25 protein-coding genes are annotated in these 26,627 nt (G+C 38.9%); 9 read left to right on the top strand and 16 right to left on the bottom strand.

Going from position 1 to position 26,627, the window contains the following annotated elements; genetic code table 11:
- Positions 1 to 23: 23 nt before the first annotated feature.
- From QL995_RS13455 to fur, 4 genes are all read left to right on the top strand, one after another.
- Complete coding sequence (locus QL995_RS13455; protein WP_002962930.1) at positions 24 to 245, top strand: DUF2788 domain-containing protein; 222 nt, start codon at positions 24 to 26, stop codon at positions 243 to 245.
- Positions 246 to 247: 2 nt separating this feature from the next.
- Positions 248 to 526, top strand: a complete 279-nt coding sequence (gene ybfE / locus QL995_RS13450) for a LexA regulated protein (protein ID WP_002962928.1) — start codon at positions 248 to 250, stop codon at positions 524 to 526.
- A gap of 14 nt (positions 527 to 540) precedes the next feature.
- Positions 541 to 1,068 carry a flavodoxin FldA gene (gene fldA, locus QL995_RS13445; protein ID WP_007586856.1) on the top strand — a complete coding sequence of 176 codons (528 nt, stop codon included), beginning with the start codon at positions 541 to 543 and terminating at the stop codon, positions 1,066 to 1,068.
- A gap of 186 nt (positions 1,069 to 1,254) precedes the next feature.
- A complete protein-coding gene (gene fur / locus QL995_RS13440) occupies positions 1,255 to 1,698 on the top strand; it encodes a ferric iron uptake transcriptional regulator (protein WP_007586857.1) in 444 nt (147 codons plus the stop codon).
- Positions 1,699 to 2,007: 309 nt separating this feature from the next.
- Here the strand turns inward: fur and glnS are convergent, their stop codons facing one another.
- Positions 2,008 to 3,666: a glutamine--tRNA ligase gene (gene glnS / locus QL995_RS13435; protein ID WP_290294368.1), complete on the bottom strand. Its 1,659-nt coding sequence runs from the start codon at positions 3,664 to 3,666 to the stop codon at positions 2,008 to 2,010.
- A gap of 218 nt (positions 3,667 to 3,884) precedes the next feature.
- Here glnS and QL995_RS13430 point away from each other — a divergent pair, with 218 nt between their 5' ends.
- Complete coding sequence (locus tag QL995_RS13430) at positions 3,885 to 4,955, top strand: DUF3083 family protein (protein WP_010552675.1); 1,071 nt, start codon at positions 3,885 to 3,887, stop codon at positions 4,953 to 4,955.
- Between the two features lie 60 nt (positions 4,956 to 5,015).
- On the opposite strand, the gene sucD is transcribed toward QL995_RS13430, so the two are convergent.
- The 8 genes from sucD to sdhC form a co-directional block, all read right to left on the bottom strand.
- Positions 5,016 to 5,888 (bottom strand): succinate--CoA ligase subunit alpha, encoded by an 873-nt coding sequence (sucD, locus tag QL995_RS13425; RefSeq protein WP_010552674.1) that lies wholly within the window; start codon positions 5,886 to 5,888, stop codon positions 5,016 to 5,018.
- A complete protein-coding gene (gene sucC / locus QL995_RS13420) occupies positions 5,888 to 7,054 on the bottom strand; it encodes an ADP-forming succinate--CoA ligase subunit beta (RefSeq protein ID WP_007586870.1) in 1,167 nt (388 codons plus the stop codon). Before sucC ends, sucD begins: the two co-directional genes overlap by 1 nt.
- A gap of 177 nt (positions 7,055 to 7,231) precedes the next feature.
- Positions 7,232 to 8,749 (bottom strand): 2-oxoglutarate dehydrogenase complex dihydrolipoyllysine-residue succinyltransferase, encoded by a 1,518-nt coding sequence (gene odhB / locus QL995_RS13415; RefSeq protein WP_007586871.1) that lies wholly within the window; start codon positions 8,747 to 8,749, stop codon positions 7,232 to 7,234.
- 3 nt (positions 8,750 to 8,752) lie between these two features.
- Positions 8,753 to 11,572: a 2-oxoglutarate dehydrogenase E1 component gene (gene sucA / locus QL995_RS13410; protein WP_010552673.1), complete on the bottom strand. Its 2,820-nt coding sequence runs from the start codon at positions 11,570 to 11,572 to the stop codon at positions 8,753 to 8,755.
- Between the two features lie 94 nt (positions 11,573 to 11,666).
- Complete coding sequence (locus QL995_RS13405; protein ID WP_007375751.1) at positions 11,667 to 12,383, bottom strand: succinate dehydrogenase iron-sulfur subunit; 717 nt, start codon at positions 12,381 to 12,383, stop codon at positions 11,667 to 11,669.
- A gap of 10 nt (positions 12,384 to 12,393) precedes the next feature.
- A complete protein-coding gene (gene sdhA / locus QL995_RS13400) occupies positions 12,394 to 14,166 on the bottom strand; it encodes a succinate dehydrogenase flavoprotein subunit (protein WP_007375750.1) in 1,773 nt (590 codons plus the stop codon).
- Complete coding sequence (gene sdhD / locus QL995_RS13395) at positions 14,167 to 14,514, bottom strand: succinate dehydrogenase, hydrophobic membrane anchor protein (RefSeq protein WP_007586873.1); 348 nt, start codon at positions 14,512 to 14,514, stop codon at positions 14,167 to 14,169. It abuts the gene before it with no gap.
- Positions 14,505 to 14,882 (bottom strand): succinate dehydrogenase, cytochrome b556 subunit, encoded by a 378-nt coding sequence (gene sdhC / locus QL995_RS13390; protein WP_076914908.1) that lies wholly within the window; start codon positions 14,880 to 14,882, stop codon positions 14,505 to 14,507. Before sdhC ends, sdhD begins: the two co-directional genes overlap by 10 nt.
- Before the next feature lie 420 nt (positions 14,883 to 15,302).
- Between sdhC and QL995_RS13385 the strand changes: the two genes are divergently transcribed.
- From QL995_RS13385 to QL995_RS13375, 3 genes are all read left to right on the top strand, one after another.
- A complete protein-coding gene (locus QL995_RS13385) occupies positions 15,303 to 16,589 on the top strand; it encodes a citrate synthase (protein WP_007586875.1) in 1,287 nt (428 codons plus the stop codon).
- Positions 16,590 to 16,704: 115 nt separating this feature from the next.
- Entirely contained in the window at positions 16,705 to 17,931 is a 1,227-nt protein-coding gene (locus QL995_RS13380) for a SufS family cysteine desulfurase (RefSeq protein WP_290294367.1), read from the top strand.
- Positions 17,932 to 17,964: 33 nt separating this feature from the next.
- Complete coding sequence (locus tag QL995_RS13375; RefSeq protein ID WP_007586879.1) at positions 17,965 to 18,381, top strand: SufE family protein; 417 nt, start codon at positions 17,965 to 17,967, stop codon at positions 18,379 to 18,381.
- Between the two features lie 266 nt (positions 18,382 to 18,647).
- Here QL995_RS13375 and tcdA read toward each other — a convergent pair whose 3' ends face one another.
- Genes tcdA through QL995_RS13340 form a run of 7 tightly spaced genes read right to left on the bottom strand, consistent with a single transcriptional unit; the run spans position 18,648 to position 26,109 of the window.
- On the bottom strand, positions 18,648 to 19,445 hold the full coding sequence (tcdA, locus tag QL995_RS13370) for a tRNA cyclic N6-threonylcarbamoyladenosine(37) synthase TcdA (protein ID WP_290294366.1): 798 nt from the start codon (positions 19,443 to 19,445) through the stop codon (positions 18,648 to 18,650).
- On the bottom strand, positions 19,446 to 20,126 hold the full coding sequence (locus QL995_RS13365) for a TIGR01621 family pseudouridine synthase (protein ID WP_010552669.1): 681 nt from the start codon (positions 20,124 to 20,126) through the stop codon (positions 19,446 to 19,448).
- Positions 20,123 to 20,884, bottom strand: a complete 762-nt coding sequence (gene kdsB, locus QL995_RS13360; protein WP_290294365.1) for a 3-deoxy-manno-octulosonate cytidylyltransferase — start codon at positions 20,882 to 20,884, stop codon at positions 20,123 to 20,125. Before kdsB ends, QL995_RS13365 begins: the two co-directional genes overlap by 4 nt.
- Positions 20,872 to 21,069: a Trm112 family protein gene (locus tag QL995_RS13355; RefSeq protein WP_002961789.1), complete on the bottom strand. Its 198-nt coding sequence runs from the start codon at positions 21,067 to 21,069 to the stop codon at positions 20,872 to 20,874. Before QL995_RS13355 ends, kdsB begins: the two co-directional genes overlap by 13 nt.
- Entirely contained in the window at positions 21,059 to 22,039 is a 981-nt protein-coding gene (gene lpxK / locus QL995_RS13350) for a tetraacyldisaccharide 4'-kinase (RefSeq protein WP_290294364.1), read from the bottom strand. Before lpxK ends, QL995_RS13355 begins: the two co-directional genes overlap by 11 nt.
- Positions 22,036 to 23,781, bottom strand: a complete 1,746-nt coding sequence (msbA, locus tag QL995_RS13345; RefSeq protein WP_033027175.1) for a lipid A export permease/ATP-binding protein MsbA — start codon at positions 23,779 to 23,781, stop codon at positions 22,036 to 22,038. Before msbA ends, lpxK begins: the two co-directional genes overlap by 4 nt.
- A 60-nt stretch (positions 23,782 to 23,841) precedes the next feature.
- Positions 23,842 to 26,109, bottom strand: a complete 2,268-nt coding sequence (locus QL995_RS13340) for a DNA internalization-related competence protein ComEC/Rec2 (RefSeq protein ID WP_290294363.1) — start codon at positions 26,107 to 26,109, stop codon at positions 23,842 to 23,844.
- On the opposite strand from QL995_RS13340, the gene QL995_RS13335 reads away from it, so the two are divergent.
- Complete coding sequence (locus QL995_RS13335; RefSeq protein WP_007586895.1) at positions 26,089 to 26,595, top strand: DUF2062 domain-containing protein; 507 nt, start codon at positions 26,089 to 26,091, stop codon at positions 26,593 to 26,595. The two genes, QL995_RS13340 and QL995_RS13335, sit on opposite strands and share 21 nt — an antisense overlap.
- Positions 26,596 to 26,627 lie beyond the last annotated feature (32 nt).

Here is a 26,627-nt window from a genome sequence, read left to right as displayed (position 1 = left end):
TTTAATTTAAAGGTTATACGTTGATGGTCAGTCAGTTAATTAACGAATTTGATACCCTAGGGTTGTATTTTGGCTTAGCCGGTATTTTCATATTCATCGGCATGGCAATTAAAGACGTACTAAAAAGTGGCAATGTGCCTAAGTTCGGACAATACATTGTCTGGGGCGTGCTCTTTTTAGGTTGTTCAGGCTTTATTGCTAAAGGTCTTATTCAAGTATTTTGGCAAGGCGCAGGTGTAGGTTAAGCATGGCGAAGTCAGAAACAGATAGAACTACACTCGATTTATTTGAATACGAAAAACGCCCAGGCAGACCTAAAACCAATCCCCTTTCACGGGATATGCAGTTAAAGGTAAATAAACGTAATCAAATAAAAAGAGATAAAGCACGTGGCTTAAAGCGTGTTGAATTTAAAGTTTCATCGCAGTTATATCAAGCATTGAGTGATATGGCAGATGCACAAAATATTAGCCGCAGTGCGCTGATTGAAACGATTTTACAAGAAAGATTGGCTATTGATACATAAAAGGTTTTAAATCCATGGCAAGTGTAGGCATTTTTTTCGGAAGTGACACAGGTAACACAGAACACGTAGCAAAAATGATCCAAAAAGAATTGGGTAAAAAGCTAGTGGCTGTTCATGATATTGCAAAAAGCTCTAAAGAAGAGATTGCTGAATTTGATTTAATCTTATTCGGTATCCCTACTTGGTACTACGGCGAAGCACAATGTGACTGGGATGACTTTTTTCCAGAACTTGAAGAAGTAGACTTTGAAGGTAAACTTGTTGCTATTTTTGGTTGTGGAGACCAAGAAGATTACGCTGAGTACTTTTTAGATGCGATGGGCATGATCAACGATATCGTTACTGAACGTGGCGCTATTGTTGTTGGTCATTGGCCGAGCGAAAGCTATGACTTTGAAGCATCTAAAGGCATGGCTGATGATAAGCATTTTGTAGGTTTGGGTATCGACGAAGACCGTCAACCAGAGCTTACAGAACAACGTGTTAAAGCATGGTCTGCTCAAGTATATGAAGAGATGTGTTTAAGTGAATTAGCTGACTAATTTACTGCATATATCGCTAGCTGTTTAAATAATTATCAAACAGTTAGCGTTTTAAGCTTTAGTGGCAATATAAATCAATTGTTCTTTGCACTTAACGCTTAGGCACGTTATCCTGTTTGTTGCTAATGTGTCGTGTACATCTTTGCAAGATGTCTAGTATAACCAAATAAAATTGAGACAGATTTAATGACTGATCATAACTTGGAACTTAAAAAAGCCGGTTTAAAAGTAACTTTACCGCGTATTAAAATATTAGAGATTTTACAATCTCCAGATAACCAACACATCAGTGCTGAAGATGTTTACAAAATTCTTTTGGATCTAGGTGAAGAAATTGGTCTTGCAACTGTATACCGCGTACTTAACCAATTTGATGATGCGGGTATTGTAAGCCGTCATCACTTTGAAGGTGGCAAATCAGTATTTGAACTTTCAGGAAGCACACACCACGATCATTTAGTATGTTTGAAGTGTGGCAAAGTGGTAGAGTTTGAAGATGAGATGATTGAACGTCGTCAACTTGAAATTTCTGAAGAAAATGGTATTACACTTACAAACCATTCTTTATATTTATACGGTGAGTGTAATGATAAAGCAGCGTGTAAAGAATTTAGCGACGCTAACAGCTAATACCGCTTTTAAAAAGCAATAAAAAACCTGCTAAGTGCAGGTTTTTTTGTGTCTAAAATGCGCTTGTAATGAATATACCCAGTAAATACTGGGGATATTAAACCTGAACTCTGGTTAAGAGATTTACCAACGTATTGAATCATGGTGATATTTAAATTTATTTTCTCTAGCCAGAGATTTTAAGTGAAAACAAGGCGAATTCACGCGTCAATAGCTGGCCTATTGCAAGTAAATTCAACGCAGTTAGCGCTGAAAATAGCTGTTCGAGATAGATTTATTATCCAGAGTTCAGGTTTTTTTAGATATTACTTATTGAGTCTTAGACCATGAATCACGAAGACCCACTGTTTGGTTAAATACAACGTTCTCTGATTTAGAATCACGAGAGAAATAACCCGTACGCTCAAACTGAAAGCCCTGCTCTGCTTGTGAATTAGCAAGCGATGGCTCTAATTTAGCGTTTGATAAAACAACCAGTGACTCTGGATTTAATGTTGTTTCAAACTCATCAGCGGCTGCTGGGTTTGGCACACTAAACAAACGATCGTATAAACGAACTTCTGCCGTAATAGACTCTGGTGCTGAAACCCAGTGAATAACACCTTTTACTTTACGTCCATCACTTGGATTTTTACCAAGTGTTTCAGTATCGTAAGTACAGAAGATAGTTGTGATTTCACCATTTTCGTCTTTTTCAACACGCTGTGCTTTAATAACATAAGCACCACGTAAGCGTACTTCTTTATCAAGCACTAAACGTTTAAACTTGTTATTCGCTTCTTCTTTAAAGTCTTCTCGTTCGATGTAAATTTCGCGAGTAAACGGTACATCACGACGACCCATTTCTTCTTTATTTGGGTGGTTAGCCACAGATAAAACCTCAACCTTGTCTGCATCGTAGTTTTCAATAACAACTTTAACAGGATCGAGTACGGCCATTGCACGTGGTGCATTTTCGTTTAGATCTTCACGGATACATGCTTCAAGCATACCCATTTCAACCATATTCTCTTGTTTTGTTACACCAATACGCAAACAAAACTCACGGATTGAACCTGGTGTATAACCACGGCGACGTAGGCCTGCAATTGTAGGCATGCGTGGGTCATCCCACCCTTCTACATGGTTATTTACCACTAAATCGCTTAGCTTACGCTTAGACATAATTGTGTATTCAAGATTTAAACGTGAAAACTCAATTTGCTGTGGGTGACACTCTAAACTAATGTTATCAAGTACCCAGTCGTACAAACGACGGTTATCTTGAAACTCGAGTGTGCATAATGAATGTGTAATACCTTCAAGTGCATCAGAAATACAGTGCGTGAAGTCATACATTGGGTAAATGCACCACTTGTCTGCTGTTTGATGATGATGAGCAAAACGTACGCGATAAATAATTGGATCGCGAAGCACCATAAATGAGCTAGCCATATCAATTTTAGCACGCAGGACACATTCGCCTTCTTTGAATTCGCCAGCACGCATTTTTTCAAATAACGCTAGGTTTTCTTCAACTGATGTACCTCTGTACGGGCTATTTTTACCTGGCTCTTTCAATGTACCACGGTATTGGCGTGCTTCGTCTGCAGTTAAAAAACAAACGTACGCTAAGCCTTTATTTATAAGCTCAACAGCGTAACCATATAAAGTATCAAAATAGTTAGAAGAATACTTTATATCGCCATCCCAGTTAAAACCTAACCACTGTACGTCTTCTTTTATAGAATTAACGTAGTTAATGTCTTCTTTTTCTGGGTTTGTATCGTCAAAACGTAAGTTACATAAACCGTTATAATCTTTTGCGATGCCAAAATTTAAACAAATTGATTTGGCATGACCAATATGCAAAAAGCCATTTGGTTCAGGTGGAAAACGTGTATGCGTTGTTGCATGCTTTTTACTTGCTAAGTCTTCATCAATTCGGGTTCTAATAAAGTTACTTGGGCGATTCTCAATTTCCGCCATAGGAGTGCAGTCCTCTAAATATTACGTAATAACAAAACTAATGCATTATTACAAAAACATACACTAACATACAGCACTAGATTAAGGTTTATTTTTGATATTGCTTAACTTTAATTCAGCTGAACCATTGTTTATGAATAAAATTTGTTTTAACGCAATATTTAAGTCATCTAAACAGTTTATAGTAGGTAAATAACCTACATTATAAGGATTTAAAGATGGCGACACTTAATCAACATCGTGTATATATTCCAACTAATGCACGCGCTAACCACTACCTTTTAGCTGAAATAACCCCTAATCACGATTTTTATAAAAGCTTTAGTGATATAAATTGCTGCTATGAACGTATTGCACGCCAGCTGTTTGCTTCTTGTGATGAGTACGAGCTTTATAATGTGCACTTATTAGCGAATGATAAACTACCCGTTGTAAGATTTAATGATGAGTCTTATCAATTAGAAACAGATAAACAAATGCTCTTTTTTTATAATCCCCGTTATCACGAAGCGCATAAGATTTATTACACTGAAGGTACACCGAGTAAAAAAATACGCATTCTATTTTTAGCAACAGGCGATGATTTACGAGCCAACTCTGCAGAATTTCATAATAAAGTTCAAAAAGTGTTAGACACTTTACAAGGACAACTCTTAATAAATCAGCCCCAGTTTAAACTACGCGACCATCAACACTTAACGTATGACCTATTTGCTAAAGAAAAAGGCAACAAGGAAAGCTATGGTTACAAATTAAGAAGTCTCTACCCTCGCTACCAATCAAGACAATGCAGCATACCCAATGATTATGCAGAGATGACTTACGCCACTTTTACTATACCGGTTTCGCGCGCTATTAAAACGCAGTTTCAAACACTAATGAACACAAACGATTATGCTAAATTTTATGACTACTTTGCTTATGCATTTATACGGGCGTGTCAAAATAATAACTTAAACCATGGCGCTATGGTTGCTAACGGTGCAACGCCTATTATACGCAACAGTAAAATAGATAAAAGTGAAGGTAATGATGAACTCCAAAAGTTAAGTTTTGATATTGAATCTAATGAAAATCAAATTAAGCACTTTTATGAAGCAAGTAAATTGGTAGAAACGCTGCATTTTGTAGTAGTGGCAACGCAGCAGGATAAACATGAAATGGGCTATGGTCGATTTATGAACCAAGTAGAAAAAACAATCCATACTCTGTGTAATGAGCTTGCTATAAATAAACAACGCCAAGACTTATCTGTACGCTTTTTCCAGCATATTAGTTACCCGTTCTAAATTTTCATCTAATAACAAAAAGGCCCGCATATGCGGGCCTTTTTAAAGAAAAACAAGCGATTACCAGCCTGTTTTCTCTTTAAGTGCTTTACCGATATCAGCAAGTGAACGTACAGTTTTTACGCCCGCAGCTTCTAATGCAGCAAATTTCTCATCAGCAGTACCTTTACCGCCGGCAATGATTGCGCCAGCGTGACCCATACGCTTACCTTCTGGTGCAGTAACACCAGCAATGTAAGATACTACAGGTTTAGTTACGTGAGCTTTGATGTACTCTGCAGCTTCTTCTTCTGCAGTACCACCAATTTCACCAATCATTACGATTGCTTCAGTTTGTGGATCTTTTTCGAACATTTCTAGAACGTCGATAAAGTTAGTACCTGGAATTGGATCACCACCAATACCAACACACGTAGACTGACCAAAACCAGCATCAGTAGTTTGCTTAACTGCTTCGTACGTTAAAGTACCAGAGCGAGAAACAATACCTACTTTACCAGGTTTGTGGATATGACCAGGCATGATACCAATCTTAGTTTGACCAGGAGTAATAACACCTGGGCAGTTAGGACCGATCATACGAGTACCTGTTTGATCTAGTTTGATTTTAACATCAACCATATCAAGTGTAGGGATACCTTCAGTAATACAAACTATTAGCTCGATGCCAGCATCGATAGCTTCTAAGATTGCATCTTTACAGAAAGGAGCTGGTACGTAGATAACTGAAGCAGTTGCGCCAGTTTCTTTTACAGCATCACGAACTGTGTTGAATACAGGAAGACCAAGGTGCGTTTGACCGCCTTTACCTGGGCTAACACCACCAACCATTTGTGTACCGTACTCAAGCGCTTGCTCTGAGTGGAAAGTACCTTGGCCACCAGTGAAACCTTGACAGATAACTTTTGTATCTTTATTGATTAATACAGACATTATTTGCCCTCCGCAGCAGCAACAACTTTTTCAGCAGCGTCTGTTAGTGATTCAGCAGCAATGATATCTAGACCAGAGTTCTTAAGAACTTCACGACCTAATTCAGCATTAGTACCTTCTAAACGTACAACTACTGGTACGGTTACGCCAACTTCTTTAACTGCGCCAATGATGCCTTCAGCAATCATGTCACAACGAACGATGCCGCCAAAGATGTTTACTAAAACAGCTTTAACATTGTCGTCAGAAAGAATGATTTTGAATGCTTCAGAAACACGTTCTTTAGTAGCACCGCCACCAACATCCAAGAAGTTAGCCGGCTTGCCGCCGTGTAGGTTTACGATGTCCATAGTACCCATTGCTAGGCCTGCACCGTTAACCATACAACCAACATTACCGTCTAGAGCAACGTAGTTAAGCTCGAAGCTTGCTGCGTGTGCTTCACGAGCATCTTCTTGAGATGGATCGTGGAATTCACGGATTTTAGGTTGACGGTAAAGTGCATTACCATCAATACCGATTTTGCCGTCAAGACAGTGAAGGTTGCCTTCGTCTGTAATTACTAACGGGTTGATTTCAAGTAATGCGAAATCAAAATCAGTGAACATTTTACCAAGACCCATAAAGATCTTAACAAACTGTTTCATTTGTACTGGGTTAAGACCCAATTTGAAACCTAGTTCACGTGCTTGGTAAGCTTGAGGACCTACTAACGGGTCGATCTCTGCTTTGTGTATAAGCTCTGGTGTTTCTTCAGCAACAGTTTCAATTTCAACGCCGCCTTCAGTAGACGCCATGAAAACTACTTTACGAGATGCACGGTCAACTACTGCACCTAGGTACAATTCGTTAGCAATGTCAGTACAGCTTTCTACTAAAATTTTAGCTACTGGCTGGCCTTTCTCGTCTGTTTGGTAAGTAACTAGGTTTTTACCTAACCAGTTAGCTGCAAACGCTTTTACTTCTTCGATAGTTTTAACTAGCTTTACACCGCCAGCTTTACCACGTCCACCTGCGTGAACCTGAGTTTTAACAACCCACATATCGCCGCCAATTTTTTCAGCAGCTGCAGCAGCTTCTTCAGGTGTATCGCAAGCGTAACCTGTAGAAACGGGTAAACCATATTCGGCAAAAAGTTGTTTTGCCTGATACTCATGCAAATTCATGATGCTTTATCCAATTTTTTATACTAAAAGAGCTGAATATTTTTTCAAATAAACAACTATCCCAAATTGCGCACCTAGTATAGATCCCAAGGCTTAACATGAAAACCCCAGTACGACCAAAGGCGCAAAAAAAAAGCTGTGAATGTTCATTCACAGCTTACATTTCATACAACTAGATTAAACATCTAGCAATAAGCGAGTTGGATCTTCAAGTAACTCTTTAATAGTCACTAAGAAACCAACAGATTCTTTACCATCAATGATACGGTGGTCATAAGAAAGTGCTAAATACATCATAGGTAGTATTTCAACTTTACCATTTACAGCCATCGGACGGTCTTGGATTTTATGCATACCCAAGATTGAAGACTGTGGCAAGTTAATGATAGGTGTAGATAGCAATGAACCAAATACGCCACCATTAGTAATAGTGAAATTACCACCCGTCATATCAGCAAGCGTAAGCTTACCATCACGACCTTTAAGTGCTAGCTCACGAATACCTTTTTCGATTTCAGCAACAGATAGTTTGTCACAATCTTTAAGTACTGGAGTAACTAAGCCACGTGGAGTAGATACTGCAATGCTGATATCGAAATAGTTATGGTAAACAATATCGTCACCATCAATTGAAGCATTTACATCTGGAAAACGCTTAAGAGCTTCAGTTACAGCTTTCACATAGAAAGACATGAAACCTAAACGAATGCCGTGACGCTTTTCAAACGTTTCTTGATACTGCTTACGAAGGCTCATGATTGGTCCCATGTTCACTTCGTTGAATGTTGTTAACATTGCAGTTGAGTTTTTAGCTTCAAGAAGGCGTGTCGCAATCGTTTTACGTAAACGAGTCATAGGTACACGTTTTTGAGTACGATCGCCCATCGGTGCAGCTGGAGCAGAAGCTTCTGCTTTTTTAGCCGCTGGCGCTGGTGCTTTTAAGAAAGTATCAACGTCTTCTTTAGTTACACGACCATTTTTACCCGTGCCTTTAATTTTAGAAGCGTCTAGGCCTTTCTCAGCAATTAAACGACGAACTGATGGTGTTAACACATCTGAACTTTCGCTTGAATCTGCTGCTGGCGCTGCGTCTGCTTTTGCAGCTGGAGCCGCTGGTGCACCGCCTGCTTTAACCGAACCAATTACTTGCTCGCCTAGTACAGTATCGCCTTCGCCGTGAATGATATCACCCATGATGCCATCTTCTTGAGCTACTACTTCAAGAACAACCTTATCTGTTTCAATATCTACCAAGTTTTGGTCGCGTGTTACCGCGTCACCTGGTTGTACATGCCATGTAGCAATTGTTGCGTCTGCAACTGATTCTGGAAGTACAGGTACTTTAATATCCACTTCTTTACCTTCTGATGCTGGTGCTGATTGCGCCACTGGCGCGTCTTCTGATTTAGCTGGTGCTGATTCTTCTTTAGTTGAACCTTCACTTGCTGGCGCTGCATCAGCATCACCAAGTAAACCCATAACTTGGTCGCCAAGTACGGTTGCACCTTCTTCTTGTGATATTTCTGTTATTACACCGTCATGCTGTGCAACAACTTCTAAAACCACTTTATCTGTTTCAATGTCTACTAAGTTTTGATCGCGAGTTACTTTGTCGCCAACACTTACATGCCATGTAGCAACGGTAGCATCTGCAACCGACTCAGGAAGAACAGGAACTTTAATTTCTGTGCTCATTGCTTATCCTTTATTTTCTATAGTAAGCGCGTCGGCAACGAGCGCTTGTTGTTCTTTAGTATGTACTGACATGTAACCACACGCTGGTGATGCAGACGCTTTACGTCCTGCATATTTTAATTTAGCACCTTGTGGGATTGCATCAATAAAGTGATGTTGTGAACAGTACCATGCACCTTGATTTTGTGGCTCTTCTTGACACCATACAAAATCAGTTACGTGTTGGTAGCGCTCTATAATTGTTTGCATTTCATCGTGTGGGAACGGATATAACTGTTCAACACGTACAATTGCAATATTATCTTGCTCAAGCTTACGACGCTCTTGTAGTAACTCGTAGTAAACTTTACCGCTACAAAATACAACGCGCTCTACTTTCTCAGGGTTAATATCATCAACTTCGTCGATCATATTATGGTAAACACCGTGTGAAAGCTCTTCAAGTGATGAAGTTGCAAGCGGGTGACGAAGTAGCGACTTAGGCGTCATAACAATCAGAGGACGACGAAGTGGTCGAACTGATTGACGACGAAGCATAGCGTAAACTTGCGCCGGCGTTGAAGGAACACATACTTGCATGTTGTGATCAGCACATAGTTGCAAGAAACGCTCTAAGCGCGCTGAACTATGCTCTGGCCCTTGACCTTCGTAGCCATGAGGTAACAAAATTGTAAGCCCACATAAACGGCCCCACTTTTGCTCACCAGAACTTAAGAACTGGTCAAATACAACTTGTGCACCATTGGCGAAGTCACCAAATTGCGCTTCCCATATTACGAGAGACTTAGGTTCAGCGGTAGCATATCCATATTCGAACGCAACGACAGCTTCCTCAGATAAAACAGAATCAAAGACTTCAAATGTGCCTTGATCTTCACTTAAATGCTCTAAAGGAGTGTAAGTTGTACCATCGGATTGACCATGAACAACAGCATGACGATGAAAGAATGTTCCTCGACCTGTGTCTTGTCCTGTTAAACGAATGTCAGTACCTTCAGACGCAATTGTTGCATAGGCAAGAGTCTCTGCCATACCCCAATCAAGTGGTTTTTCACCTGTGGCCATTAGCTTACGATCGTCATAAATCTTTTTAACGCGAGATTGAGCTTTATGTTGTTCTGGGTAAGAAGCTACTTTCTCACCAAGAGCTTTTAGCTTCTCTACAGATACGCTAGCATCGTAGTCAACATTCCATTCATGACCAATATATTTGGCCCACTCAGAAGAATGCGACGTCTCTGGCTGTATTTCTGAAACAACACAGCTGCCTTCATCTAGTGCATCACGGTACTCATCAGCTAAGGCTTTAACTTCTTGTTCAGAAAAAGAGCCTTCAGCAATCAGTTGGTCTGCATAGATTAAACGCGGCACTGGATGCTTTTTAATTTTTTGGTACATGACAGGCTGAGTTGCATTAGGCTCATCAGCTTCATTGTGACCATGGCGACGGTAACAAACTAAATCAATTACTACGTCACGCTTAAACTGATTTCTAAAATCAAGAGCAAGTTGAGTAACAAATGCAACGGCTTCAGGATCATCAGAATTAACATGGAATATTGGAGACTGAACCATTTTAGCAATGTCAGTACAGTATGGCGTTGAGCGAACGTCATCTTGCTTAGAGGTTGTGAAACCTACTTGGTTGTTGACAACAATACGAATACTACCACCACAACTAAACGCATTAGTTTGTGACATGTTAAACGTTTCTTGAACAACACCTTGTCCAGCAATAGCAGAATCACCATGGATGGTAATAGGTAGTGCTTTAATGCCTGACTTATCACCTAAACGGTCGAGACGACCACGCACAGAGCCCATTACAACAGGGTTTACGATTTCTAGGTGAGATGGGTTAAACGCAAGCGCCATGTGTACATTGCCACCTTTGGTAGCAAAGTCAGACGAATAACCCATGTGATATTTAACATCACCAGAACCTAACGTTTCTTTATGTATACCAGCAAATTCATCAAATAATTCTGATGGGTTTTTACCAAGTACATTAACTAAAACGTTTAGACGACCACGGTGAGCCATACCAATAACAGCTTCTTGTTGGCCGCTTTCACCAGCGCGGTGAATAAGCTCTTTAAGCATTGGAACTAACGCATCGCCACCTTCAAGTGAAAAGCGCTTAGCACCAGGGAACTTAGACCCTAAATATTTTTCTAGACCATCTGCTGCAGTAAGCCCTTTAAGGATACGTAGCTTTTCATCTTTTGAGAATTTAGGCCTAGACTGGACAGATTCTAGACGTTGTTGTAACCAACGTTTTTCCTCTGTTGATGTGATGTGCATATACTCAGCGCCAATTGAACCACAATATGTAGTTTTTAGTGCTTGGTATAGTTCACCTAAAGGCATAGTATCGCGCCCTACGGCAAACGATCCTACGTTAAACTCGCGGTCAAAATCACTTGAAGATAGGTCGTGGTACTCTAGCTCTAAATCTCGTACACGCTCTCGTTGCCAAATACCTAATGGATCTAGGTTTGCATTTTGGTGCCCACGAAAACGGAAAGCATTAATAAGTTGTAGAACTTTAACCTGTTTAAGGTCACCGCCACTACCCTCTGCTACCACTACTTCTCTATGCTTGTTTTTTGCAAGCTGTGCAAACTGTGCTCGAACCTCTGAATGTTTTACTTCAACATCCACACCATCAACTTTAGGTAATTGTTCAAACACTTCTCGCCATTCGTCTGGCACAGAAGTCGCATCGTCTAAATACGCTTCATAAAGCTCTTCTACATAAGCAACGTTGCCGCCGTTTAAATGTGAAGATTCTAGCCATGCCTTCATCACACCTTCGTGCATTTATAAGCCCTTTTTTTTAGCGCAGAAATTAATAGTTATTATAACAAGATGGCTAATATAATTTAATATTAGCCATCTTACCTTTACTAAGCTATCAAACCGCTCGGTTTAGTAACATAGATTTGATTTGTCCAATTGCTTTGGTCGGATTAAGACCCTTAGGACAAACGCTAACACAGTTCATGATACTGTGACAACGGAACACACTGAACGCATCGTCTAAATCCGCTAAACGTTCTTCAGTTGCTGTATCTCGGCTATCAGCCAAGAAACGGTAAGCATGAAGAAGGCCTGCTGGACCAATGAACTTGTCTGGATTCCACCAGAACGAAGGACACGATGTTGAACAACATGCACACAAAATACACTCATAAAGCCCATCTAATTTATCACGTTCTTCAATAGTTTGAAGACGTTCGCCTGCTGCAGGCTGATCATTAATTAAATAAGGTTTAACTTTTTCGTACTGAGTGTAGAACTGACTCATGTCAATAACAAGGTCACGTACCACAGGTAAACCTGGTAATGGACGTACTACGATTTTACCTTTGCCATTTTTTTGTAGCGTAGATAAAGGAGTAATACATGCTAAACCATTTTTACCATTCATGTTAACACCATCAGATCCACACACACCTTCACGGCATGAACGACGGAAAGATAATGTAGGATCTTGTTCTTTTAGAAGAATAAGTGCATCCAACACCATCATGTCGTGACCTTCCTCTGTTTGCAAGGTGTATTCTTGCATACGAGGAGCGTTGTCAACATCTGGATTATAACGATAAACTGAAAATTGTACTTGTGCCATCGTCTATCTCCTAGTAAACACGTGCTTTAGGTGGGAAAGCTTCACGCGTTTTAGGCGCATAGTTTACATCACGCTTACTCATTTCATCCGTTACAGGATTGAATACTGAGTGACATAACCAGTTTTCGTCATCACGATCTGGGTAGTCAAAGCGAGAATGTGCACCACGGCTTTCTGTACGGAAGTTTGCAGCTACTGCAGTTGAGTAAGCTGTTTCCATTAAGTTGTCTAGTTCAAGACATTCGATACGCTGCGTGTTGAAGTCTGATGATTTATCATCAAGACGAGCATGTTGCAGACGTTCGCGAATTTCTTTAAGTTCTTGAAGACCTGCAGCCATTGAGTCACCTTCACGGAATACCGAGAAGTTAAGCTGCATACATTGTTGTAGGTCTTTTTTGATTTGAACTGGATCTTCACCTTGGCCAGCCGTTGAATTTTCCCAACGATTGTAACGTGCAAGAGACGCTTCTAAGTCTGATTCTGAAGCAGCTTTAGATATTTCAACGTCATTTAGGTACTTACCTAAGAAGTTACCCGCAGCACGACCAAACACAACTAAATCAAGTAATGAGTTACCACCTAAGCGGTTTGCACCGTGTACAGATACACATGCAATCTCACCTACTGCAAATAAACCTTGAACTACTGTTTCGTTGCCTTGAGCATCGATTTGTAGCGCTTGTCCATTTACATTAGTAGGAACACCACCCATCATATAATGACAAGTTGGAATTACTGGAATTGGCTCTTTTGCAGGGTCAACATGAGCAAATGTTTTAGCAAGGTCACATACGCCTGGAAGACGTAAGTTAAGTGTTTCTTCACCCAAATGGTCAAGTTTTAACTTAAGATGTGGACCCCAAGGACCATCACAACCACGACCTTCACGGATTTCAGTCATCATTGAACGTGCAACAACGTCGCGAGACGCTAAGTCTTTTGCGTTTGGTGCGTAACGTTCCATGAAGCGTTCGCCATCTTTATTTAAAAGATAGCCGCCTTCACCACGACAACCTTCAGTTACTAGCGTACCAGCACCTGCGATACCCGTTGGGTGGAACTGCCACATTTCCATGTCTTGCATAGAAATACCAGCACGTGTTGCCATACCAACACCGTCACCAGTGTTAATGTGAGCATTAGTGGTTGATGCAAATATACGACCTGCACCACCAGTAGCTAATACAACAGCTTTAGATTTGAAGAAGGTAACTTCACCTGTCTCAATCTCAATTGCAGTACACCCTACTACATCACCATTATCGTTTTTAACTAAATCAAGTGCATACCATTCAGAGAATACATTTGTTTTGTTTTTAACGTTTTGTTGATATAGAAGGTGTAATAAAGCATGACCAGTACGGTCAGCAGCTGCTGCAGTACGTGCGGCTTGTTCACCACCAAAGTTTTTCGATTGACCACCGAAAGGACGTTGGTAAACACGGCCATTTTCAAAACGAGAAAATGGTAAACCCATGTTTTCTAATTCGGTAATAGCTTCTGGGCCAGTTTGACACATGTATTCAATAGCGTCTTGGTCACCGATAAAATCGGAACCTTTAACGGTATCGTACATATGCCATTCCCAGTTATCTTCGTGTGAATTACCAAGCGCAACCGTAATACCGCCTTGAGCAGATACAGTGTGTGAGCGCGTTGGAAATACTTTAGATATTAATGCACACGTTTTGCCAGATTCTGTAATTGCTAAAGCAGCGCGCATACCTGCACCACCTGCACCAATTACTACGGCGTCAAATTCACGAACAGAATATTTCACTTAAACACCCCATAATACGATTAGACCAATAGCTACGTAAGCAACGGCCATTAGGTTTAATACAAAACCTAAAACTGCACGAAGCTTTGCGCACTTAACATAGTCTGTAAGAACTTGCCAAAGGCCAATGCGGGTATGAACCATAATGCAAACAAGGGTAATTAACGTAAACCCTTTCATTGCTAGGTTAGAGAAGAGGCCTGTCCAGGCTTCGAAAGTGACTTCTGGCGTCGCTAAAAAATAGCCGATAATAAAAATCGCGTAAGCGCTGATTATTAATGCCGTGGTACGTAAAGATACGAAATCTTGTACACCATCACGTTTTAGAGTTGCTTGATTTAAAACCATATCCACACCCCTGCCAATACGGCAAACACAACACCAAGAGCCATTGAAACTTTAGCGCTGAGGTTACCTGATTCAAGTTCTTCCCAATGTCCCATATCCATAATCATATGACGGATACCACCAATAAGGTGATAACCTAATACAGAAACAGTGCCCCAAGCTATAAATTTGGCAATGAATCCGTTAAACAGACCCTTGACGAATTCAAAACTTTCAGCTGAAGAGAGAGACTCAGACCAAGCCCAAATGACAAACGTTAAAGCAAAAAATAATGCAACACCGGTGACGCGGTGAAAAATTGAAGCTTTAGCCGTTGCCGGCATAGATATAGTTGTTAGATCTAGATTTACAGGTCTTTGCTTTTTCACAGTTACTTGCCCATCTTTGCTCACAGTGGAGCTCATCTACTTGTTTTTCTAAAAACCCACCAAATATTACTGATGGAACTATCAAAATAAACGTACCAAAACAATTAAAGTTCACAAACCTGTAAATTTTAAGCTGTTAAGAATATGTTTACCCAAATACAATACGGTTTAAAACCACCGTTAGTATATATACCCACAGGGCTTTTTACAATTCTTGTTTATTTAGAGATGTTTGCGAATTAGCCAATAGTATTATATTTAATTAATACCGAATATTTATTATACATATATGCATAATGTTTATAAAAATTGACTTTAACCCCCTCTTTCACGTTAAAATGAGAAGATGTGCTTAAAACAGATTTCAGAACTTTAAAATCTAAAAATCAGAATAGATATCTTAATAGGAGATACATAACGATGGCAGATAAAAAAGCCACAGTCCAAATTGATGGACTAGATCCAATCGAACTTCCAATTTATCAAGGCACTGCTGGCCAAGATGTAATCGACGTACGTACGTTAGGTTCACACGGTCACTTTACTTATGACCCAGGTTTCATGTCGACTGGTTCTTGTGAATCTGCAATCACCTATATTGATGGTGGTAAAGGTGTACTACTTCACCGTGGTTACCCAATTGAGCAATTAGCTGAAGACTCAAATTACATTGAACTTTGTTACTTACTTTTAAATGGTGAGTTACCTTCTAAAGAACAATATGAAGTTTTTAAGAATGAAATCACTACAAGCACTATGCTTGACGAGAAGATTGCTAACTTTTTCCAAGGTTTCCGCTTTGACGCTCACCCAATGGCAATGCTTTGTGGCGTAGTAGGTGCATTATCATCTTTCTATCATGAAGACCTCGATATTACTGATGCTGAACAACGTAAAACAAGCGCAGTTAAGCTTGTTGCTAAGTTACCAACAATCGCGGCAATGGCTTATAAAACAAATATCGGCCAACCGTTTGTATACCCACGTAACGATTTAAGCTACGCAGAAAACTTCTTACACATGATGTTCTCTGTACCTGCTGAAGAATATAAAGTTAATCCAGTAACTGCAAAAGCGATGGATAAAATCTTTATGCTTCATGCAGATCATGAACAAAATGCATCAACTTCAACAGTTCGTCTTGCTGGTTCATCTGGTGCTAACCCGTATGCATGTATTGCAGCTGGTATTGCATCTTTATGGGGCCCTGCTCACGGCGGCGCTAATGAAGCATGTTTAAACATGTTAGAAGAGATTGGCTCTGTTGACCGTATTGATGAATACGTAGCTAAAGCTAAAGATAAAGCTGACCCGTTCCGCCTTATGGGCTTTGGACACCGTGTTTACAAAAACTTTGACCCACGCGCTACAGTAATGCGTCAAACGTGTCACGAAGTTTTAGCTGAGCTGAATATCCAAGATCCACTTCTTGATATTGCTATGAAGCTTGAGCAAATTGCGCTTGAAGACCCATACTTTGTAGAGAAAAAACTATACCCTAATGTAGATTTCTACTCTGGTATTATCTTAAAAGCGATTGGTATTCCAACAAGCATGTTCACTGTAATCTTTGCAATGGCACGTACTGTTGGTTGGATCACTCACTGGGATGAGATGCTATCTCAACCTGGTCATAAGATCAGCCGTCCTCGTCAACTTTATACTGGTTACACTCAACGTGACTACGTATCAACTGACAAGCGTTAATTAACGTTGGTTAGTTTAAAAAGGCCGCATTTTGCGGCCTTTTTTATTAACAACACTTGAGAATTATCATAAACCGATTACAATTCCTGCCTTAAAAACACTATGTAGATGAGCCATGCTTGCTTTAAAGTTTGATATAAATAAAATTAGAAACGACTTCCCAACATTAAATCAAACAATAAACGGCTGCCCGCTTGTTTATTTAGACTCAGCAGCAACCTCACAAAAGCCTCAATCAGTTATAGATACAATTACTGAATTCTATACGTTTCAAAACGCTAATGTACACCGTGGACGCCATACACTTAGCGAGCAAGCAACTTATTCATATGAACAAGTACGGGATAAAACTGCAGAGTATTTCAATGTATTTAGTAAAGAGATTGTATGGACTAAAGGCGCTACAGAAGCCATTAACTTGGTCGCTAACGGATTAAAAAAGCGCTTAAATGAAAGTCATACCATAATGATATCTCCGCTTGAGCATCATGCAAACATAGTGCCTTGGCAAATAGTGAGTCAACAAACGGGTGCTAAATTAATAGCGCTTCCACTAAATAAAAATGGCACGCTGAACACCAAAGAATGCTGTAAATTTATAAAAGAAACAAAACCTGCCCTATTAGCTATTACACAAGCATCTAACACACTGGGTAATATCACCGATTTAAAACCACTAATTAGAGCTGCAAAAGACGTCAATTCTCTTGTTCTAGTGGATGGTGCACAAGGTGCACTGCATTTAAAACCCGATTTACGTGAATTAAACTGTGACTTTTATGTCTGCTCAAGCCATAAAATGCTCGGCCCAACAGGATTAGGTGTGCTTTATGGTCGATATGAGCAATTAAATACCCTTGATATTTACCAATCAGGTGGGGAAATGATCGATAAAGTGTACTTAACTCACAGTACTTATCGTCCTGCGCCTGCAAAATTTGAAACTGGAACACCAAATATCTCTGGAGTTTTAGGCTTTGGTGCCGCATTAGACTATTTAAATGAATTAGATCACGCAAAAGTTCAGCAATATGAGCAAAAATTGTTTAGTTATGCAGCTCAAAAATTGGTAAAGGTTGATGGTATTACAATATACAGCAACCTATCTGACAATATTGGTACACTCTGCTTCAACTTAAATGATGAACATCCTTATGATTTGGCAACTTTACTTGACGGGTACGGGGTTGCAGTAAGGAGTGGACACCATTGTACACAGCCATTAATGACACATTTAGGGCTTAATGGAACGCTAAGAGCGAGCTTTTGTTTTTATAATACCTATGAAGATGTAGATATATTCATTGATTCACTTAAAAAATGTATCGCTTTACTGGACTAAACGTCACTTTAATAGAATTAATTAGGATAACTCATGACAAATACGTTTAACAAAGTCACAGAATCTATAAAAAATGCGCCCGCTTGGCAGCAAAAATATCGTGAGATAATGCTTTTAGGAAAAACTTTACCTGTTTTAGCTGATGTTTTGAAGACTGATGATGCACTTGTACCAGGCTGTGAAAGCAAAGTATGGATGTTTGTTGAATTTGATTTAACAGAAAATACACTTGTTGTAATTGGTGACTCAGATACACGTATAGTAAAAGGATTATTAGCCATTATTTTAGCGCTTTACAATGGCCTCACACCAGAGCAAGTAGTGAATAAAAATGCGTATGAAGAATTTGAAAAGCTCGGCCTTATAAGCCACTTAAGCGCATCACGTGGTAATGGTATTAAAGCCATGGTTGATAAAATACAAACTATGGCACAACAAAAGCTTAGTTAACTAGGGTCTGTTGATCTTTCAAGGTTAAATTTGCAGCAGCCTGTTTGGTATTTAGGCAAGGCAGAGCCTATGCAGTGTGGCTATCCCCCATAAATAGGCGATAACGTAGCATTAATGCCAAACAGACGCTGCCCAAAGGGTTCTTCCTAGGGGCTGTTTACTCTTTCTTGCTCGGTTTTTACTTAGCCCACTAGGTTACAAATCTCGCGCCGCGATTAAATTCCCCCTAGTTTGGACAAATTTTAATCCGCAAAGATTAACAGACCCTAAGCTTGCAAGCGTTGTTTTTTATCTAGATATTTACGCACCGCTTTTGCCGCAACAAAAAAGCCGAAGCTTCCTGTGATCATAGTCACAGATCCAAAACCATTATTACAATCCATATTCATCGAGCCATCAGCACTTTGCTTAGCATGACATACGCTGCCATCGCTTCCTGGGTAAACCAATTGCTCTGTTGAGTAAACACAATCAATATTAAACTTACGTTTAGGATTATTACTAAAATTATACTGCTTACGCAAAATATAACGTACTTTTGCAAGTAATGGGTCTTGCGTAGTTTTAGCTACATCACCAAAAGTTATTTGGCTAGGATCTGTTTGCCCGCCAGCACCACCGGTAGTAATTATAGGAAGTTTATTACGTTTGCAATGCGCTATTAATGCTGCCTTTTCTTTAACTGCATCAATACAATCAATCACATAATCAAAACCTTGAATATGCTCTTGAATATTATCAAGCGTAATAAAGTCATCTATTACATTAACTTGGCACTGTGGATTAATAAGCTCGCAGCGCGCTTTCATTGCATCTACTTTAGCTTGACCAATAGTGCCCGTTAACGCATGAATTTGTCTATTGACGTTAGTCGCGCAAATATCATCCAAATCAATCAATGTTATTTTACCAACACCAGTACGTGCAAGTGCTTCAGCCGCCCAGCTTCCTACACCACCAATACCTACTACACAAAAGTGTGCTTCTTGAAGCCAATCAAATTGTTGATGACCATACAAACGCTTAATTCCGCCAAAACGTATATCTGTAACTTTTTCGCTCATTTACCAATCCAGTTGCCATGGCGACTGCCATGCTTGAAAATCTTGATGTTTAATTAACGCCAAATACTCATCACCATTATCGGGTAATAAAGTTAGCTGTATTTGTTCACCTTGCCATAAAAAGCTCAATGCATATGCATGTAAATAGGTACGATTTGATGGCGTGCCTGAATACATTGCATCGCCTAAAATAGCAGAGCCAATACTTTTTAGTGCCACTCTTAATTGATGCGTCTTTCCTGAATAAGGCTTTAAAATATACCCTCTAAATCCCGGCTTATAACTTAGCGAATAAAATCGGGTGATTGCAGGGTTAAGCTTACTCGTTAGTAACTTAAACGAGCCACGGCGAGATTTAGCCATATCGCCTTTAATCCAACCCTGCTTCTTTTTCGGTTTAGCGTCACTAACCGCTAAATAAAATTTAGCAATCGCATGCTCAGTAAACATAACAGTAAAGCTGGCCGCAGCGGCTTTGTTTCGCGCTAAAATAATCAGCCCTGATGTCACTTTATCTAAACGATGAACGGCATAAAGCTTTTGCGATAATTGTTGTTCGGCTAACACAACAAAGCCGGGGCCATCTTCTGAATGAAAATTAAGACCCGCTGGCTTTTCTAAAATATAAAAATCGTTATGTGTATAAACAACTTTTAATATCTTACTTACTTGCTCACTCACACGTTTTTACTTTTAATATGCGTTATCACTTTAGCTAAGTCATCGGGCGTATCAACTCCAGCATGGGGTGCTATTTGAGCTTGCTCTATTTTGATTTTATAACCATGATACAACACACGTAACTGCTCAAGTGATTCAAGTAGCTCAAGTGGCGATACGCTCAATTCTATATATTGTTTAATAAAACCCGCTCTGTACGCATAAATACCTACGTGGCGCTGAAATGGCGCTAAATTAAGAGCACTGCTGTCATTCATCATTGTGCTTCTATCAAACGGAATACTTGCACGAGAAAAATACAGCGCATTTTTATTTATATCACTAACAACTTTAACCGCGTTTGGATTAAATACTTCATCACGCTCTTCAATAGCAACACTTAACGTTGCCATTGGTGCTGTTGAATCACTTAATAGTGCAGCAACTTGAGATACGTTTTCTGGCGCAAGTAAGGGCTCATCGCCTTGTACATTAACCACAATTGTATTGCTGTCGAGATCAAGTAAATCAACTACTTCGGCTAAACGCTCAGTACCCGATTGGTGATCTTCGCGAGTCATTACAACATCACTAGTAAATAAACTTACTGCATCAAACACTTTTTGATGATCGGTTGCTATAACCACTTTACTTGCACCTGATAAACATGCTTTTTCGTAAACATGTTGAACCATTGGCTTACCGCAAATATCAGCAAGCGGCTTACCAGGTAGTCGGGTTGATGCAAAACGTGCAGGAATTACAACTACGAATTCCACTTTTCAACCTCTTCTAAAGATAACTCACGTGCTTCGTTTTCAAGCAATACTGGAATATCATCTTGAACGGGGTAAGCAAGCTTAGCTGCAGTACTAATTAGTTCGTTGTTTTCTCTATCAAAGCGTAATTTACCCTTACAAACTGGGCAAGCAATTATCTCGAGTAATTTTGTATCAAAGGCCATTGAGTATTCCTTTTTCTTTTAATAATGAATTTAATGTGTTTATTACGCTATCGGAAGGCTCTGCATCTACAGGTAAATAATACCAATTAGGTTTTGCAAAGGACTTACATTTAACCGCGTCTTTTTCGGTCATTATAATGCAATCATCACCAAACTGGGTAAAATCATCTGCTGTATAAGCATAATGATCTCTAAAGTGATGAGTCGACAATAGCTTAATATTTTGTGCTTCTAATGAGTTTTCAAACCGTTTAGGGTTCCCAATTGCACTTATTGCATGTGCCTCGCTTACGTTGCTTTTTGCGTTATCACTTGAATTAACTAAGCGAAGGTTACTTACTTGCAGCACGTAGCTATTATTAGCCTGACCGCCATTTTCAATTACTATATCAACACTTTGTAAGCGTTTAGTTGTTTCGCGTAGTGGCCCTGCAGGCATAACAAAACCATTACCAAAGCGGCGTTCACTATCAACAATACAACACTCAATGCTACGAGGCATTTTATAATGCTGCATCCCATCATCAGAAATAATGACATCTAGCGTATAATTTTTTTCTAATAAATCGATATTGTGTTGTCTATTAGGGCCAACTGCTATTGGGCACTTTAAACGATGGTATAAAAGCACAGGCTCATCTCCAGCCTGCTGAGCATCTACAAGCTCAGTGACTAACAGCGGGTAATTTTCTGATTGCCCACCATACCCTCTACTAATAATACCCACTGATAAACCTTGCTCGGTCAAATACTCATACAACCACAAAACAAAAGGTGTTTTACCATTGCCGCCAACGCTTATATTGCCGACTACAATAACAGGCGTTTTGCACTCAAAAGGTTTAAGTATTTTAGCGCTGTACAAGAGTTTTCGAAATGCCGATACAACCCAAAACAAAGCACTTAATGGTAATAACAATAAAGCAATTAGACCAAATGGTTTATACCAGCTTTGCTCTATTTTGCTCACGCCTGATCACCAAACTGCATTTTGCAAAGTGCTGAATAAGTACCGTCATTTGCTAATAAGCTACTATGATCGCCACTTTCTATCACACGACCGTTATCAATAACATAAATTCGGTCACTGTTTTCAATAGTAGATAAGCGGTGTGCTATAACAATAGAGGTTTTATCTTTCATTAGCGTTTCTAACGCTTGCTGAATAAGCTTTTCTGATTCGGTATCAAGTGCTGATGTTGCCTCATCTAAAATCAAAATAGGTGCATCTTTTAATATTGCACGCGCTATCGCTATTCGCTGGCGTTGGCCACCGGAGAGCATTACGCCATTTTCGCCTACCATGGTGTTTAATTGCTCTGGCAAGTCTTTAACAAATTCCCACACGTGCGCTTGTTTGGCAACTTGTTCTAACTCTTCAACAGACACATCGTGCTTTATGCCATAACAAATATTGTTAGCAATCGTGTCGTTAAATAACACAACCTGCTGAGAGACTAAAGCAAATTGGCGACGCAGATCAGTTAATTTATAGTCCTGCAGTGCTATGCCATCAAGTAAAATTTCACTCGGTAACTCTAAGTCATAGTAGCGTGGTAATAAGTTAGAAATTGTGGACTTACCTGAGCCTGAGCGCCCAACTAAAGCAATACTTTCACCCGCCTCAATCGTTAGCGACAAATCGTTTAATACGGCTTCATCTTTCGTTGGGTACTTAAAGGTTACGTTCTTAACTTCAATTAAACCTTTAACTTTATCAACCGAAACAGTGCCTGTATCTTTTTCCATTTCTTCGTCTAAAACTAAAAATATACTTTGCGCTGCAGAGATACCACGTTGCATATCACTATTCACATTGGCAAGTTGTTTTAGCGGACGCAGTAACATCATCATTGAGGCAATTAATGCCATGAAGTCACCAGATGTAATCGTATCAATCATTGATGGCAACGACACCGCCCACAAAATAACTGCCATGGCACTTGCCGCTAAAATTTGAATTATAGACACACTAAGCGCTTTAGTTGCGTCCATTTTGATACGTTGCTGACGATTATGATTATTAATTTTCGAGAAGTGATTAATCTCTTGATCTTGACCACCAAAACCGTGAATAACTTTATGTCCGCTCAGCATTTGTTCTGAGCTACGGGTAACTTGCCCCATGGCAGATTGAATGTTTTTAGAAATGTGGCGAAAACGTTTAGAGACGACGGCGACAATAATAGCAACAAGTGGGATGATCACTAAAAATATCAGTGATAATTGCCAACTGGTATAGAACATTACCGCAAGTAAAAATACAACAAATGCCCCTTCACGTACAACTATTAGCAAGGCTTTAGTAATCGCCTGTTGAACTTGTTCTGTATCAAATGTGATTTTTGAAATTAAATCTCCCGTTGAGTTTTTGTCATGAAAAGAAACGGGTAAGTGCAATATGTGCTCAAATAACTCTTGGCGTAAAGAACGTACAACTTGGGAGCCTACATAACTTAAGCAGTAGGAAGACATAAAGTTAAAAACACCACGCCCTAGAACTAACGCGATAACGACAAAAGGAGCGTACTTTAAAACTTCTGTATTACGCTGGTTCAAACCTTGATCAATAAACGGCTTCATTAATTGAATAAATAAAGCATCCATTGCTGAATAGCCTATCATCCCAATAATTGCGACAAATGCGACGCTTTTGTAGGTGCCAACATATGAGACAAGACGTTTATAAATTTGTGTAGTACTTTGATCCATAACACTCTCTAAATACAGTAACAATCTGTATTGTATCCTCCGATGAGATAAAACTAAACGTCAATCTTTGATAAACCAGTAACTTTCCTGCCCTCTTGCTGTTTCTATAGACAAATTCTTTGCATAAAATTTAATACTGATTTGCCCCTCAACGCCTGTCGTAAATTGCTGAGCGTTTATTTGGTTATAACGTTCGACGACAAGAGGCTTAGGGAATTCCCATTGCCCTTTATAGGCACTTGAATGAATAACTACTTTAGGAGCAACGTTATTAATAAAATTAACACTTGAGGATGTATCGCTGCCATGATGCGGGCTTAACATTACTGTACTTTTCAATGATTTATTATCCGCTAATAGCGATGCTTCACGCGCCTTTGATATATCACCGGTAAGTAACACACTATGGGTATTATCTGATACCCTAACAACGCATGAATCATCATTTTCATTTCCAAACCCTTTTGTACTAAAGCTTTGTACTTTTAATCCAGCAAAATCAATGTTTATGACTTCACATACATTATGTGTATTTTTAGGATGAAATTGTTGTAATGTTTCACCAAAGCCAGCATCTATGAAATGTTGTAATCCTCCAGCGTGATCATTATCTTCATGACTTAGAATCGCCGTTTTCACTGTTAAATTATTTGCTTTAATATAAGGCAATAAAATACTTCGCGTACGGCTAAAGCGATTGAAATAACTGGGGCCAAAATCATAAATAAGCACTTGTTTATCTTTTTCAATTAATGCCATAAGTCCATGCCCTACATCAAATACATGTAGTTGCCACTTAGACTTTTCTGTTAGCCAATAATTTAATAAAAGCGTTATTGCGGGAATAAAAGCGAGCCATTTATAAGGAAGAAAATAAACCATCAACATAATAATATAAGTAAAAACGACAAATATTGAGTCAATTCTGCCAGTCGTTATCCACCTTAACGATTCTGGTATTTCATTAAGCAATTTAAATAGCGCATATAAGCCAGTATCAAACAGGTTTATTAAAATACTTATATCTAAGAAAATACTCAGTAATGTAAAAACAATTAAAAAAGGTAAGATAATGATTGAAAGCAGCGGTATAGCAATTAAATTTATTATCAAACCTGCAATACTTACCCCATTAAAAAAATAGAGTGAAAGTGGCAATAAACCAATAAATAACGCTATTTGAATAACAAACAGTGAAATAACTTTGTTTTTTATGCGAGTGTTTAATATTGGTAATTTATTAATAACTGTAAAAATGATAGCAACCGCTAAAAATGAAAAGTAGAGACCTGGATTGAGTAAATTAAATGGGTTAACAATAAGAACAATAACCAAGGCAAATAAAATGCTCCGCCAACGCAGCGGCTGCTTAGCAAGAAAATACAATAATAAATAACAACCCAGCATGATAAGCGCTCGCGTTGCCGATACTAAAAAGTCACTTAAGTACACATAAACCAAGGCTACTAAAAATCCGCATGAACTGTAATAAAGAGTCAGGTTAAATGATTGCCCGATCGAAGAATTAATTTTTGCAAAAATGAATCGAGTAAATAGATAACCGAAGCTAAAAATCAAACCAATATGTAACCCCGATATAGCAAGTAAATGGCTTAGCCCAAGAGATTGCATTAATTGTTTATCAGCGTAGCTCATCAAAGATTTTTCACCGCTAAGCAATGCATAATAGAGCCACTGTAGTTTTGTATCCGTATAAGTGTTTTTAAGGAAGTGTTGATAATCTAAAATTATGCTTTGTTTGTCGCTATTTATAATATTAAGATTTTTATTAAGCACTTTACCTTTAAATAATATTCTACTTATAAAAGCATAACGTTCATTATCAAATACATTAAAATTTTTATTACTACGAAAATGTTTTAAATGAATTAAAGCAGAAAATTCATCACCTACTATTAAAGGCTGTGCAGAATTAACACTGAGCATTGCTTTGGGTGATCTAAAATCCGAAAAATTACTCCCTTCTAATGCCACTATTTTAACTTTAATATATTGAGGTTTTTTGTCAGAAATAACCTCTTCAACAATTAATGTAGAATCAAGTGCATACTTTTCATCCGGTTTTGGTATTTCAAAACTATAAAAAACGTAAAAATGCAGACCAACGAAGCAAATTGCACAAATAAAGCCTAACAATACATTTAAAAACGGCTTAAAATAAGCGCTCACTATAACAATGAAAATTGTAAATACTGTAAATTCGAGAGTTTGATAATAAAATACGGTTGCTATACAGCCAATTACAAACCCAAGACTTATCCACACTGATGTAAATGGTTGCTTTAAATGGCTAAAAAAACGATCCAAAGATTTTTACCTGATCCAAATAAAATTAGACATCATAAATCACTAAGAATATTTGGACGCCTTTTACAAGATGCAAATCTTTGGCATTTAAATAGACGTTCTGCTCGAGGTGCATTTGCAGTCGGGTTATTTTTTGCTTTCATCCCTGTTCCTTTTCAAATGGTTTTAGCAGCAGCCGGCGCTATATTATTTAGAGTTAATTTACCTATCTCAGTAGCATTAGTATGGCTTACAAACCCTCTAACTATGCCACCTATTTTTTATGGCTCATACTTAGTGGGTACATTAATACTTAATCAGCCTGAGCAACACTTTGTATTTGAAGCTAGTTGGTCTTGGTTTCTAGAGAGCATAGAAACTATTGGTCCTGCATTTTTACTAGGTTCGTTAGTATGTGCTTCTATTGCATCAATTATCGGCTATTTTGGTATTGATATTATTTGGCGCCGTTCTGTTAAAAAGGCATGGTTATCGCGAAATAATTAGTAGCGTTAAAGCTAAATAATAATTATAAGATT

Source organism: Pseudoalteromonas sp. APC 3358 (assembly GCF_030408075.1).
Taxonomy (GTDB): Bacteria; Pseudomonadota; Gammaproteobacteria; order Enterobacterales; family Alteromonadaceae; genus Pseudoalteromonas; species Pseudoalteromonas arctica.
This window is presented reverse-complemented; position numbering and strand designations above follow the sequence as displayed.

Coding starts and splice junctions, on each gene's coding strand:
- QL995_RS13380 (WP_290294367.1), top strand. CDS start 16,705: ATGCTTGCTTTAAAGTTTGATATAAATAAAATTAGAAACGACTTCCCA.
- QL995_RS13455 (WP_002962930.1), top strand. CDS start 24: ATGGTCAGTCAGTTAATTAACGAATTTGATACCCTAGGGTTGTATTTT.
- odhB (WP_007586871.1), bottom strand. CDS start 8,749: ATGAGCACAGAAATTAAAGTTCCTGTTCTTCCTGAGTCGGTTGCAGAT.
- sdhD (WP_007586873.1), bottom strand. CDS start 14,514: ATGGTTTTAAATCAAGCAACTCTAAAACGTGATGGTGTACAAGATTTC.
- QL995_RS13430 (WP_010552675.1), top strand. CDS start 3,885: ATGGCGACACTTAATCAACATCGTGTATATATTCCAACTAATGCACGC.
- QL995_RS13405 (WP_007375751.1), bottom strand. CDS start 12,383: ATGGCACAAGTACAATTTTCAGTTTATCGTTATAATCCAGATGTTGAC.
- glnS (WP_290294368.1), bottom strand. CDS start 3,666: ATGGCGGAAATTGAGAATCGCCCAAGTAACTTTATTAGAACCCGAATT.
- fldA (WP_007586856.1), top strand. CDS start 541: ATGGCAAGTGTAGGCATTTTTTTCGGAAGTGACACAGGTAACACAGAA.
- QL995_RS13355 (WP_002961789.1), bottom strand. CDS start 21,069: ATGGCCTTTGATACAAAATTACTCGAGATAATTGCTTGCCCAGTTTGT.
- QL995_RS13335 (WP_007586895.1), top strand. CDS start 26,089: ATGGCTAAAAAAACGATCCAAAGATTTTTACCTGATCCAAATAAAATT.
- tcdA (WP_290294366.1), bottom strand. CDS start 19,445: ATGAGCGAAAAAGTTACAGATATACGTTTTGGCGGAATTAAGCGTTTG.
- QL995_RS13375 (WP_007586879.1), top strand. CDS start 17,965: ATGACAAATACGTTTAACAAAGTCACAGAATCTATAAAAAATGCGCCC.
- sucD (WP_010552674.1), bottom strand. CDS start 5,888: ATGTCTGTATTAATCAATAAAGATACAAAAGTTATCTGTCAAGGTTTC.
- sucA (WP_010552673.1), bottom strand. CDS start 11,572: ATGCACGAAGGTGTGATGAAGGCATGGCTAGAATCTTCACATTTAAAC.
- sucC (WP_007586870.1), bottom strand. CDS start 7,054: ATGAATTTGCATGAGTATCAGGCAAAACAACTTTTTGCCGAATATGGT.
- ybfE (WP_002962928.1), top strand. CDS start 248: ATGGCGAAGTCAGAAACAGATAGAACTACACTCGATTTATTTGAATAC.
- QL995_RS13385 (WP_007586875.1), top strand. CDS start 15,303: ATGGCAGATAAAAAAGCCACAGTCCAAATTGATGGACTAGATCCAATC.
- fur (WP_007586857.1), top strand. CDS start 1,255: ATGACTGATCATAACTTGGAACTTAAAAAAGCCGGTTTAAAAGTAACT.
- msbA (WP_033027175.1), bottom strand. CDS start 23,781: ATGGATCAAAGTACTACACAAATTTATAAACGTCTTGTCTCATATGTT.